The organism is Gilliamella bombi, assembly GCF_900103255.1.
Taxonomy (GTDB): Bacteria; Pseudomonadota; Gammaproteobacteria; order Enterobacterales; family Orbaceae; genus Gilliamella; species Gilliamella bombi.
The window spans coordinates 58,451-70,648 of the sequence record NZ_FMWS01000008.1 but is presented as its reverse complement, the minus strand read 5'-3'; the positions used below and the strand labels follow the sequence as shown (position 1 = coordinate 70,648).

Here is a 12,198-nt window from a genome sequence, read left to right as displayed (position 1 = left end):
ACAAAAGGGGAAAAAGCTATACAAAAGTGCAAACTTACTTGCACTCTTGTATAGCAAAATAAGATTATAAATTGAAAATATTAAGATTCAATATTTAACCAATCGGTATGGAACACACCTTCTTTATCAATACGCTCATAGGTATGAGCACCAAAATAATCTCTCTGAGCTTGAATCAAATTAGCTGGTAATACCGCTGATCGATAACTATCATAATAAGCAATCGCTGCTGAAAGTGTTGGAACAGCAATACCTTGTTGTACCGCTAAAGATACCACATCACGTAATGATTGTTGGTAAGCCTCAACTGTTTGATTAAAATAAGGCGCTAACAATAAATTATCAATCTCATTATTATCGGCATAAGCATCAGTAATTTTTTGAAGAAACTGTGCACGAATAATACACCCTGCTCTAAAAATCTTAGCTATTTCACCATAATTTAAATTCCATTGATATTTATGAGAAGCAGCTTTTAGCTGTGCAAAACCTTGTGCATAAGAAATAATTTTACCCATATACAGTGCTTTACGGACTTTTTCTATGAGCTCCTGCTTATCACCACTATAAGGCGCTTTTTGAGGACCTTTTAACACTTTTGCCGCCGCAACTCGCTGATCTTTAATTGCTGATAGATAACGAGCAAATACAGACTCAGTGATTAAAGATAAAGGCTCACCCAAATCTAAAGCACTTTGGCTGGTCCATTTACCTGTACCTTTATTGCCTGCCGCATCTAAAATCACATCAATTAAATAATTACCGTTTTCGTCTTTATGCTTAAAGATATCAGCGGTAATTTCGATTAAATAACTGTCTAACTCGCCTTTATTCCAATCTGTAAACACCTCAGCAAGTTCATCATTAGTTAAACCAACAGCATGTTTTAATACCGAATAGCTTTCAGCTATCAGTTGCATATCGCCATACTCAATGCCATTATGAGCCATTTTTACATAATGACCAGCGCCATTTGGACCTATATAAGCAACACAAGGCTCACCATTAGCCTTAGCAGCAATCTTCTCTAATATTGGTGCAACTAATTCATAAGCCTCTTTTTGCCCACCAGGCATAATTGATGGACCTTTTAGCGCTCCCTCTTCGCCACCTGAAACACCAGTACCAATAAAGTTAAATCCTTCTGCTAACAATGTTTTGTTTCGACGAATTGTATCTTCAAAATAGGCATTCCCGCCATCGATAATAATATCACCTTTATCTAAAAGTGGACGCAACTCATCAATTACCGCATCGGTACCTTTACCTGCTTGCACCATAATCAGGATACGGCGTGGTTTTTCTAAAGAATTGACAAAATCTTCAATTGTATAATAAGGAACCAATTTCTTATCAGAATGTTCAGCCATGACTTGTTCTGTTTTATCTTTAGAGCGATTATAAATAGCAACAGAAAATCCTCGACTTTCAATATTGAGCGCAAGATTTCGCCCCATAACTGCCATTCCAATAACACCGATTTGTTGTTTTGACATGATTTGGCTCCTTTATTAAACCTCTATAACCTTAACCATAAGGTTTTAACAACACCTAAAACTTAATTAAGTTTTATAAATTACGCTATATTTTGCCATAAAAAAAGCCGTATCAGAATACAATACGGCTCTTTTTCATGACTTTAATGATATTTACTATCAACTGAATAAATCATGAACGTTTCATCATTTCGAAAAACTCATCATTAGTTTTAGTCATGGCAAGTTTATCGATCAAGAACTCCATTGCATCAGTCTCACCCATTGGGTTAAGAATTTTGCGTAAAATCCACATTTTTTGTAGTTCATCAGGCGAAGTCATTAGATCTTCTTTACGTGTACCAGAACGATTAAAGTCAATAGCAGGAAACACACGACGTTCAGCAATTTTACGCGATAAATGGACTTCCATATTACCGGTACCTTTAAACTCTTCATAGATAACTTCATCCATTTTAGAGCCAGTATCAATCAATGCTGTTGCAATAATTGTTAAACTACCACCTTCTTCCACATTACGTGCTGCACCAAAAAAACGTTTCGGACGATGTAATGCATTCGCATCCACACCACCAGTCAACACTTTACCTGATGAAGGAACAACTGTATTGTATGCACGAGCCAAACGGGTGATCGAATCTAATAAAATAATCACATCTTTTTTATGTTCAACCAAACGTTTTGCGCGTTCAATAACCATTTCAGCAACTTGAACATGTCTTGCTGCTGGTTCATCGAATGTCGATGCAACAACTTCACCTTTAACTAGACGCTGCATTTCGGTCACTTCTTCGGGACGCTCATCAATCATTAATACAACTAACTCGCATTCAGGATGATTAACCGCTAAGCTTTGTGCAATATTTTGTAAAAGCATTGTTTTACCTGCTTTTGGTGGTGCAACAATCAAGCCACGTTGACCTTTACCAATTGGTGATGCTAAATCAAGAACTCTTGCGGTGATATCTTCGGTAGAACCGTTACCTCGTTCCATTCGTAAACGAGAATTTGGATGAAGTGGAGTTAAGTTTTCGAAAAGAATTTTATTGCGGGCATCTTCTGGTTTATCGTGATTTACTTCATTTACTTTTAACAAAGCAAAATATCGTTCACCTTCTTTTGGCGGACGGATTTTACCTGCAATGGTATCACCAGTCCTTAAATTAAATCGTCGAATCTGACTTGGTGATACATAAATATCATCAGGACCAGCTAAATAAGAGCTATCAGCTGAACGCAAAAAGCCAAATCCATCTTGCAAAATTTCCAGTACGCCATCACCAAAAATATCTTCACCACTTTTGGCATGTTGTTTTAAGATTGCAAAAATAATGTCTTGTTTTCTAAGTCGGGCAAGATTTTCAAGCCCCATCTTTTTTTCTCCAAGCGCTACAAGCTCGGAAACAGAAGTGTTTTTTAATTCAGTTAAATTCATAATGTTAAAAATTCTTGAGGATAAAATTGATATGTTTGCAATTTAATATTATTTTTGTATATTTGTTTAATTCGCTTATAAAAAAGCTCTCTTACAACACTTAAATTCAATCGATTGCTAAGCTTTTGATGATAATTGAACATTTGAATATAGAATTTCACCACTTTACCAATAAAAACAATGAATTACAGAAAGGGATACATGTAAGAGAAGCACAGATTACACTAAAATCATTAATTTGTCTACAATTAATTGAATATAACTATTATAAATTAATAAATCTAGTAAAATTAAAGACACAAAAAAAGAGTAATGCAAAATTCATTACTCTATTAACCATATTATAAAAACATAAAGTAATTATTACAATTGAGGATTAATAAAATCTCTAAGTTGAGCTTTAGATAAAGCTCCTACTTGAGTGGCAGCTACTTGTCCGTTTTTGAAAATCAATAAAGTAGGAATACCTCGAATACCAAATTTAGGTGCTATATTGGGATTTTCTTCAATATTCAATTTGGCAATAACTATCTTATCGCTATATTCTTGAGCTATTTCTTCCAAAATCGGAGCAACCATTTTACAAGGCTTACACCATGAAGCCCAAAAATCAACGAGTACTGGTTTCGATGATTCATTAACTACTTTATCAAAAGTTGCTTCTGATAACTGAACGATATTATCACTCATTTTTGTCTCCTACATTTTTACTTTTTACAATAATAGATTACTTTGAATTTCTCTACTAGCAATTAGTATAATAGGATATAATTATTAGTGATGTCACTATATTTAGTGTGTTATAATCTGACAATTCTGATAATTATATTCACAACAATAATGATTCAATCATATCTTACCAAAACAACTTTTAGCCAATTTCCTCTTCATCCTTCAGTGTTAAAAGCACTTGAAAAAAAAGGATTTGTTTATTGCACACCAATTCAAGAAAAGACATTACCGCTAACCACTAACGGAATGGATATTGCTGGGCAAGGACAAACAGGAACAGGCAAAACCATGGCGTTTTTAGCATCAACATTTAATCACTTGTTGAATCATGAGCCTTTACCTGATCACAAAATAAATCAACCAAGGGCAATAATTATTGCCCCTACACGCGAATTAGTTGTACAAATATACCATGACGCTGAACGACTATCTGAAGAAACAGGTTTAAAATTAGGATTAGCTTTTGGTGGTGATGGCTATGATAAACAATTAAAAATGCTTTCCACAGGGGTCGATATTTTAATTGCCACAACAGGACGATTGATTGATTATGCAAAGCAAAATTATATTAATTTAGACGCAATTCAAGTTGTCGTATTAGACGAAGCCGATCGCATGTTTGATTTAGGATTTATCCGTGACATACGTTGGGTTTTCAAACATATGACACCACCACAAAAAAGATTAACCATGTTGTTTTCTGCAACATTAACACACAACGTGCGTGAATTAGCCTTTGAGCATATGAATAATCCTAAGTATATTGAAGTTGAACCAGAACAAAAAATTGGGCATCGCATTAAAGAAGAACTATTTTTCCCATCTAACGAAGATAAATTAGCACTTTTACAAACACTAATTGAGGAAGAATGGCCTGATCGTTGCATTGTGTTTGCTAATACCAAAGTAACTTGCGAAAAGATTTGGCGGCACCTTATCGCTGATGGTCATCGTGTTGGATTATTAACTGGTGATATTGCTCAGAAAAAACGTTTATCAATTTTAGAACAATTTACCCAAGGTCATCTTGATATTTTAGTTGCTACCGATGTCGCAGCCAGAGGATTACATATACCTAATGTTACTCACGTTTTTAATTATGATCTGCCTGATGATTGTGATGATTATCGTCATCGAATTGGAAGAACAGGGCGTGCAGGAGCTAGAGGTTACTCAATTTCATTAGCCTGTGAACGTTATTCACAAAATTTACCTGCTATTGAAAAAGCAATTGATCATGCTATTCCTGTTAGTCAATATGATCCTTCTGCGCTACTGGTTGATTTGCCTCATCCAAAACCATTTAGACGTCCACCACGTAGAAAACCATCAAATTGACTAAACTAAATAGTAGATAGAAAACATAAATAATATCAACCATAAAAAATTATCTAAAAATGTAATTATACTTCATCGTAAAGCATTTTTAGATAACTGTTATTATTATGGTGATATTATTATAAGTACTTTGATCAACATAGCCAGTCAAAATTATTCTTTATATGAGTCATTATCCATCTGGTTTAAAAAACATTGATATTCAAGTTCAATTTCTTTTTTAGTCTCCTTGGACAAAGTTGCAACATGAAAACGATGTAAAGAACTATATAAAACAAACAATATATTAATGGAAATGGTTTCTTTTTTTTGTTTTATTTTATAATATGCATTCAAATAACCTACCTTTTGAAAGGTATCAACATCTTTAATTCCAACACTACACAATAACCTTTCTAACGACAAAGTCATATTTGGCAACTCTTTTATCCGTTTTGCTTTGATTTCGTTTTTTTCATATTGCTCTTTTTTAGTATACTTTATCACCATCTGTACCATAGAAAACAGTTTTTCATGATCCTTAAAAAGTTCATTACCTACCTTATAATAATCAAGCAATTTAGTAGACATGCCTGTCGTTATACTTAATGGCTGCATACCCAAATCAATAAAAAGTGAACGATAATCTGGATGCCCTCTTAAATAAAAGCTTTTTTGGGTAACCCAACCAAACATTATATCTTTACTATTAACACTAAATCCTCCAAAAAACGTTTTAATTGAAATATCTTCAACGTCAGAAAGCTCTGTTAAAATTCGATTTGCAAATGTTGAGCACATAATTAATTTCCATCTAAACTTTATTGAGTAACTGAAGTAACTTACTAGTTAATCTAAATTATAGTTATTTTATATTCAAACTATTTCTAAATTAATACATAAATATGCGATCTGCATTCCATATATAAACATAAAATACATTATTACTTGATAAATTATATTTTTGTGAAATTAAATTAATTTTTGTAAAGAGTTTTAGCAAAGAAAGACAAAGCTAAATAGTTAGAAAAAAAGAAAATAGCTTTAACATTGTTATTCTGTCGTAATAATTATACAATCACGGGGTCATTAATTTTGGTACCTAAATTTTGCCTAATCGAATCAATATGATAAAAAACATCATTACTCTATTTTTTATATTTTATTCTTTTATCGCATCAGCCGATAAAGTGCCATTGATTGATTCGTTAATGCTTTGCAACTCTGATTTTTTTAAAGAAGTTTATAGCAATAAAAATGAACTAGAAAAATATACTAATATAAAAGTTTTTAATAAAAATCAAGCCAATATTGTTATTGAAAATCGCTCTGATATAACTAAAAACTACGTTTATTTCAAAACTCCTATGACTTATAAAAACCTAACAATCATTGGCTATTATGATAGTGCCATGGATCTTGGCAAAATGGGAAAATATTATTTCTGGGGATTTATAATCGATAATGATATTAATCAAATCAAAGATGCTTTGAATTTTGTAGATTGGAAAAATATGGAAGATAACCTACTGTATATCGCAAATCCAAAGATTCGTAATATTAATGACGATCTCCAAACTTGGCATAAAAATACCGGAACTGTTGTCGGTGTTAAAACCATTCCAGCTCCAGATACCACCGAAAAACTGCTATTACTCGAAAAAAGCCCAAATATGAACCTTCTTATTTGTTCGATCCAAGGTATTGTGACTTCTGAGCTACTCAAACAAGAACGACCTGACATTCAGTAATTTAAACTAAATCGCAGAATCATCCATTTCGCCAGTTCGAATACGAATGACTTGTTCAACGTTATAAACAAAAATTTTGCCATCACCAATTTTACCGGTTTGTGCTGTCTTCATAATAGTCTCAATACACATTTCTAAAATATCATCAGACACAATAAGTTCAATTTTCACCTTCGGCAGAAAATCAACCATATATTCCGCACCGCGATAAAGTTCAGTATGCCCCTTTTGACGACCAAAACCTTTAACTTCAGTAACTGTCATACCTGTAATACCTTGATCAGCAAGTGCCTCTCGAATATCATCTAATTTAAATGGTTTAATAATAGCTTCAATCTTTTTCATATTTAATTTACCTTTAATTCAAGATCACCAATTTTTAAATCCGAAAGCAGAAGTAATAGGATAACGGCGACCTTTGCCAAAGTTACGAGCTGTTATTTTCGGACCGACCGCTGATTGGCGACGTTTATACTCATTTATATCAACCAATTTAATAACACGCCTTACAGTTGCTTCATCATAACCTTGCGCAATAAGTTGTTCAACGGAAAGATCAAGTTCGACATAACCTTTCAAAATTCCATCTAAAATATCATAAGGCGGTAAACTGTCTTCATCTTTTTGATCTGGAGCCAACTCTGCTGATGGAGGGCGAGTGATCACTCTTTCAGGAATAACATAAGAACGAGTATTCCGATATTTTGACAATGCAAAAACCATGGTTTTAGGCACATCTTTCAGAACATCAAACCCACCAGCCATATCGCCATAAAGAGTTGCATAACCTACCGACATTTCACTTTTATTACCCGTTGTCAGCACCAGCCTGCGCCGTTTATTTGATAGTGCCATTAAAACAACACCACGACAACGTGCTTGAAGATTTTCTTCAGTAGTATCTTTTGGCGTACCAACAAACATTGGACTTAACGATGCCATAAACGCATCAAACATTGGCTCAATCGAAATAATATCAAATTCAACCCCTAATATTTCAGCTTCTTCTTTGGCATCAGCAATACTAATATCGGCTGTATAACGAAATGGCATCATCACTGCCTGCACTTTATCTTTTCCTAGCGCATCAACTGCAATAGCAAGGGTTAAAGCTGAATCAATCCCTCCAGAAAGCCCTAATACTGCACCTTGAAAGCCATTTTTAGTAACATAATCGCGAGTTGCAAGTACCAATGCATCATAAACTGAAGCTAATTGATCATTTCCATTATTATCAATTATCGCCTGATGATTTACACCATATTCAAAAGAAGAAACTTGCTCTTCAAATGATTTTAGCTGACAAACAATTTCACCAAGCTCATTACAAACAAATGATCCGCCATCAAACACCAGCTCGTCTTGACCACCCACTTGATTAACATAAATGAAAGGTAAACCTGTTCGTTTAACATGCTGTTTAACTAACTCTCGACGATTTTTCTGCTTGTCGCAGTCATAAGGCGAAGCGTTAATAGCCACAACAAAATCAGCCTGAGCCTTATGGATATTATCAACTGGCTCAAATTGCCAAAGATCTTCACAAATTAGTAAACCAATCCTTTTACCTTTAAAATCAACTACGCAAGTTTGATTGTCAGCCGTAAAGTAACGCTTTTCATCAAATACATCATAATTAGGTAATCGCTGTTTATGATAGCGAGCTAACAATTCGCCATCATAAAAAAATGAAAGGGCATTATAAATATTTTGATCTTGCCAATGCGGATGTCCAACAATAACTGCACAGTACCGACTCGCTTGTTGAATCAACGATAATGCTTTTTGGCAACGAGCTTTAAAATCAGAACGAAAAATTAAATCTTCGGGTGGATAACCACACAAAGCAAGTTCTGGAAAAATAATAAGATCATCGGATGAGTGGCTATTTATCAATTCAATAATCTGCTGAACGTTCCCTTCAATGTCGCCCACACACCAGTTTTTTTGTGCTAAAACAATAGATAAAGACATATAAAATTTAATATCACAAATCAAAATTATCAATAAGTTTAAATGATTCTAAGTTGCACTGCCACTTTTTTATCGCTAACATGCAACAATAAATCCACTTTGACCTGTCTGGAAATTAATATGCAAAAAACATTAAATGTAGCGCTAGCTAAACGCAGTTATCCAATCACAATTGGTGAAAATCTACTAAGTGAATTTCAACATTTTAAACTCCAAGCAGGGCAACGCGTACTCATTGCTACCAATGAAACCATAGCCCCACTTTATTTACAAACACTAATTGATATGCTTGAAAAGCATGGTGTAAAAACCGATTCAGTTGTTGTTCCTGATGGTGAAAAATATAAGACCATGGAAACATGGAATAGCATTTTGACAACGTTACTGGCAAACAATCATACTCGCAGTAGTATACTTATAGCACTAGGTGGAGGTGTGATTGGTGACATTGCAGGATTTGCCGCCTCAGCTTATCAACGTGGAATTAAGTTTATTCAAGTGCCTACAACGCTACTATCACAGGTTGATTCCTCGGTAGGAGGTAAAACAGCGATTAATCACCCACTGGGTAAAAATATGATTGGCGCATTTTATCAACCACAGTCGGTAGTGATTGATCTCAGTTGTTTAAAAACATTACCACAAAGAGAGCTTTCGGCTGGACTTGCCGAAGTTATAAAATACGGCATTATTTTAGATGCTAAATTTTTTGATTGGCTTGAAGAACACATCAACGATTTACTAAACCTAGATGTTAATGCATTAAGCTACTGTATTTACCATTGCTGTGAACTCAAAGCACAAGTGGTTGCTGCTGACGAAACAGAACAAAACATGCGAGCAATCTTAAATCTTGGTCACACTTATGGGCATGCCATAGAAGCAGAACTAGGCTATGGAAATTGGCTACATGGCGAAGCTGTCAGTGTTGGTATGCTAATGGCTGCACAAACAGCCAAATTACTTGGTAAATTGGATCAAACTGATATTGAACGAATTAAGAACTTATTAATTCGCGCTAAACTACCTGTTAACAGACCCCAAAAAATGTCAATTGAATCTTATCTGCCACATATGTTACGAGACAAAAAAGTATTATCTGGGCAATTAAGGCTTGTTATACCAACTAAAATTGGTCATGCTGAAGTGATAGATGGTATTGATAAAGATATGGTAATTCAGTCTATACAATTAACTTAATCTATAATTGATAACCAATAGTTGCATCATTTACATATAAAAATTAAACGTCTGGTTAAAGTCGGAAAGTCCATTGAAGTTAAATTAAGGCGACAAGCTAAACGCTATAACAAAACCTATCTGGGTAAATGCTATAGTTGATGCTAAACGTTTACCTTTATCTTTGCTTAAAAACGAAACCAAACAAAAAATGCGAGAGTATTTATTTGTCGGTCAGTATTGATGATTTTTCACATGAACTTTTATGCAGGCATTTACCCCAATAAATCCCGATTTAATTCAGCACTATTTATATAAACAATGTGTTAACCCAATATCCTTTATCATTGAATGTATTTATTCCAAAAATGGACATGAATATCAAGGCACTGGTGAAGAGCTATTTGTTAAAACGTGTAACAACCATCGTATCCATCAAGAATTCACGAAACTAGCCTGTCCACAAACGAATGGGAAAGCTCAAAAGCGTGATACGATCTTTAATGGAAATGTAGAATAATCAGAAAATATTTGGCTATTAAAAAGATAGAAAACAAAGTATTAAACGATTTATTAACTATTATAATACAATTAAACCCCATAAAGCGATTTCGAAAAAAACGCCTTATAAGTTTTTAGAGGATTATTTTAACCATAAAGTGTAAATAACCCTGTATTTTCCTACAAAAGCGTTGTTATTTTTATTTTACAGCGTAATTATAATAATATTTTTATAAATTTTTATTGGAAAACCAATCCTATTCTAGTTTAAGAATAGTTTTTTGCGATTAAACTATTGTCAAAAACTTTCAGGAAAACCTACGTTTAAATCAAAAATCATGATGAAAAATGACAAGAAAATAGATAAATCCACAAAATAATAGTCAATAATAACGACAAAAATACCGCCGCCGAGCCATAATCCTTTGCTCGGCCAGATAAATCATGCCTTTCAGAGCCAATACGATCAACTACACACTCAATTGCACTATTTATTAACTCAGTAATCATCACCACTCCAATTGAACCAAGTAGCAAAATACGTTCATAAATAGAGAAATCAATTAGCATTACAACAATATAAGCCACAACTAATAGAATTAACTCTTGGCGAAATGCAGCTTCATGTTTGATCGCCGATTTTAAGCCTTTTAAAGAATATTTTGTTGCTTTAAGGATACGTAGTAAGCCTGTCGATTTTTTCATTACAATATTCCAAATTTAAAATTACCTTACGTAACCATAGTTCATCAAACGTTGATATCTTCTTTCTAATAATACAGATAAATCCATACTTTCAAGTTCATTAAGATCACTAAGTAATTGTGTTTTGAGTGAAGCAGATACGACAGCATAATCACGATGTGCACCACCCAGAGGCTCAGGTATAATTGAATCAATAAGATTCAATTTTAGTAATTTATCTGCAGTCATATTCATAGCTTCAGCTGCAACTGGTGCTTTATCGGCACTTTTCCATAGAATCGAAGCACAACCTTCTGGCGATATGACAGAATAAGTACTATATTGAAGCATATTAACTTTATCTGCAACCCCAATAGCAAGAGCGCCCCCAGAGCCTCCCTCTCCAATTACTGTACAAATAGTTGGTACTTTAAGACGTGACATTTCTCTTAAATTACGAGCAATAGCTTCTGCTTGACCTCGCTCTTCGGCACCAATACCAGGATAAGCACCTGGAGTATCAATAAAAGTAATAATTGGTAATTTAAAACGCTCCGCTAATTGCATTAATCGTAAAGCTTTACGATACCCTTCTGGAGCGGGCATACCAAAGTTCCGATAAATTTTCTGTTTTGTTTCTCGACCTTTTTGATGCCCAATAACCACCACAGATCTTCCATCAATACGAGCTATTCCACCAATAATTGCTTTGTCATCGGCATAAGCCCTATCACCAGCTAATTCATCAAAATCAGTAAAAATTTCTTTCAGATAATCCAATGTATAAGGACGATTTGGATGTCTAGCTAGTTGCGCAATTTCCCAGGGAGTTAAATTAGCAAATATTTTTTTTGTTAATTCTCGACTTTTTTTATGTAATTGCTTAATCTCTTTATCTAAATTAATATCTAATTCAACTTGTTGCGAATCAATATTCTTTAAGGAATTAATTTTTGCTTCTAATTCCGCTATCGGCTTTTCAAATTCCAAAAAATTGTTCATAACGCTTGTAATTGCCTCTTAATTTATTTGGTATTTTAAAAAAATACACATCTAATACAGTATACTGGCTAATTCTTAAAATAAAATTAATCCAATTCTACTATGTAATACTCATTGAAGTCACCTA

At 33.8% G+C, this 12,198-nt stretch carries 12 protein-coding genes; 4 read left to right on the top strand and 8 right to left on the bottom strand.

The genetic code is table 11. From position 1 onward, the window contains the following. Positions 1-80: 80 nt before the first annotated feature. From gnd to trxA, 3 genes are all read right to left on the bottom strand, one after another. The gene (gnd, locus tag B9N71_RS01725; protein ID WP_034910475.1) at positions 81-1,496 is read right to left on the bottom strand and encodes an NADP-dependent phosphogluconate dehydrogenase; all 1,416 of its coding nucleotides are present in this window, start codon (positions 1,494-1,496) and stop codon (positions 81-83) included. Between the two features lie 172 nt (positions 1,497-1,668). After that, on the bottom strand, positions 1,669-2,931 hold the full coding sequence (gene rho / locus B9N71_RS01720; RefSeq protein ID WP_034910472.1) for a transcription termination factor Rho: 1,263 nt from the start codon (positions 2,929-2,931) through the stop codon (positions 1,669-1,671). A 363-nt stretch (positions 2,932-3,294) separates the two neighbouring features. After that, a complete protein-coding gene (gene trxA, locus B9N71_RS01710) occupies positions 3,295-3,621 on the bottom strand; it encodes a thioredoxin TrxA (RefSeq protein WP_085163891.1) in 327 nt (108 codons plus the stop codon). Between the two features lie 150 nt (positions 3,622-3,771). On the opposite strand from trxA, the gene rhlB reads away from it, so the two are divergent. Further along, positions 3,772-5,001 (top strand): ATP-dependent RNA helicase RhlB, encoded by a 1,230-nt coding sequence (gene rhlB, locus B9N71_RS01705; RefSeq protein WP_085163890.1) that lies wholly within the window; start codon positions 3,772-3,774, stop codon positions 4,999-5,001. A 153-nt stretch (positions 5,002-5,154) separates the two neighbouring features. On the opposite strand, the gene B9N71_RS01700 is transcribed toward rhlB, so the two are convergent. Beyond that, positions 5,155-5,781 (bottom strand): TfoX/Sxy family DNA transformation protein, encoded by a 627-nt coding sequence (locus B9N71_RS01700; RefSeq protein WP_085163889.1) that lies wholly within the window; start codon positions 5,779-5,781, stop codon positions 5,155-5,157. 326 nt (positions 5,782-6,107) lie between these two features. On the opposite strand from B9N71_RS01700, the gene B9N71_RS01695 reads away from it, so the two are divergent. Beyond that, the gene (locus B9N71_RS01695) at positions 6,108-6,731 is read left to right on the top strand and encodes a hypothetical protein (RefSeq protein WP_051634156.1); all 624 of its coding nucleotides are present in this window, start codon (positions 6,108-6,110) and stop codon (positions 6,729-6,731) included. Between the two features lie 6 nt (positions 6,732-6,737). Here B9N71_RS01695 and glnB read toward each other — a convergent pair whose 3' ends face one another. Further along, positions 6,738-7,076 (bottom strand): nitrogen regulatory protein P-II, encoded by a 339-nt coding sequence (glnB, locus tag B9N71_RS01690; protein ID WP_085163888.1) that lies wholly within the window; start codon positions 7,074-7,076, stop codon positions 6,738-6,740. A gap of 24 nt (positions 7,077-7,100) precedes the next feature. Continuing rightward, complete coding sequence (locus B9N71_RS01685) at positions 7,101-8,705, bottom strand: NAD+ synthase (RefSeq protein WP_085163905.1); 1,605 nt, start codon at positions 8,703-8,705, stop codon at positions 7,101-7,103. A gap of 120 nt (positions 8,706-8,825) precedes the next feature. On the opposite strand from B9N71_RS01685, the gene aroB reads away from it, so the two are divergent. After that, positions 8,826-9,905: a 3-dehydroquinate synthase gene (aroB, locus tag B9N71_RS01680; protein WP_085163887.1), complete on the top strand. Its 1,080-nt coding sequence runs from the start codon at positions 8,826-8,828 to the stop codon at positions 9,903-9,905. A gap of 244 nt (positions 9,906-10,149) precedes the next feature. Beyond that, entirely contained in the window at positions 10,150-10,404 is a 255-nt protein-coding gene (locus B9N71_RS01675) for a hypothetical protein (RefSeq protein WP_085163886.1), read from the top strand. A gap of 317 nt (positions 10,405-10,721) precedes the next feature. Here B9N71_RS01675 and B9N71_RS01670 read toward each other — a convergent pair whose 3' ends face one another. Further along, entirely contained in the window at positions 10,722-11,090 is a 369-nt protein-coding gene (locus B9N71_RS01670; RefSeq protein ID WP_034910464.1) for a diacylglycerol kinase, read from the bottom strand. Positions 11,091-11,111: 21 nt separating this feature from the next. Next, the gene (accA, locus tag B9N71_RS01665; protein WP_085163885.1) at positions 11,112-12,071 is read right to left on the bottom strand and encodes an acetyl-CoA carboxylase carboxyl transferase subunit alpha; all 960 of its coding nucleotides are present in this window, start codon (positions 12,069-12,071) and stop codon (positions 11,112-11,114) included. Positions 12,072-12,198: the final 127 nt, after the last annotated feature.

Bases quoted from the DNA above. Each gene is read 5' to 3' on its own strand.
- rho (WP_034910472.1), bottom strand. From the start codon at position 2,931: ATGAATTTAACTGAATTAAAAAACACTTCTGTTTCCGAGCTTGTAGCG.
- aroB (WP_085163887.1), top strand. From the start codon at position 8,826: ATGCAAAAAACATTAAATGTAGCGCTAGCTAAACGCAGTTATCCAATC.
- trxA (WP_085163891.1), bottom strand. From the start codon at position 3,621: ATGAGTGATAATATCGTTCAGTTATCAGAAGCAACTTTTGATAAAGTA.
- B9N71_RS01670 (WP_034910464.1), bottom strand. From the start codon at position 11,090: ATGAAAAAATCGACAGGCTTACTACGTATCCTTAAAGCAACAAAATAT.
- rhlB (WP_085163890.1), top strand. From the start codon at position 3,772: ATGATTCAATCATATCTTACCAAAACAACTTTTAGCCAATTTCCTCTT.
- gnd (WP_034910475.1), bottom strand. From the start codon at position 1,496: ATGTCAAAACAACAAATCGGTGTTATTGGAATGGCAGTTATGGGGCGA.
- B9N71_RS01695 (WP_051634156.1), top strand. From the start codon at position 6,108: ATGATAAAAAACATCATTACTCTATTTTTTATATTTTATTCTTTTATC.
- glnB (WP_085163888.1), bottom strand. From the start codon at position 7,076: ATGAAAAAGATTGAAGCTATTATTAAACCATTTAAATTAGATGATATT.
- B9N71_RS01675 (WP_085163886.1), top strand. From the start codon at position 10,150: ATGCAGGCATTTACCCCAATAAATCCCGATTTAATTCAGCACTATTTA.
- B9N71_RS01700 (WP_085163889.1), bottom strand. From the start codon at position 5,781: ATGTGCTCAACATTTGCAAATCGAATTTTAACAGAGCTTTCTGACGTT.
- accA (WP_085163885.1), bottom strand. From the start codon at position 12,071: ATGAACAATTTTTTGGAATTTGAAAAGCCGATAGCGGAATTAGAAGCA.
- B9N71_RS01685 (WP_085163905.1), bottom strand. From the start codon at position 8,705: ATGTCTTTATCTATTGTTTTAGCACAAAAAAACTGGTGTGTGGGCGAC.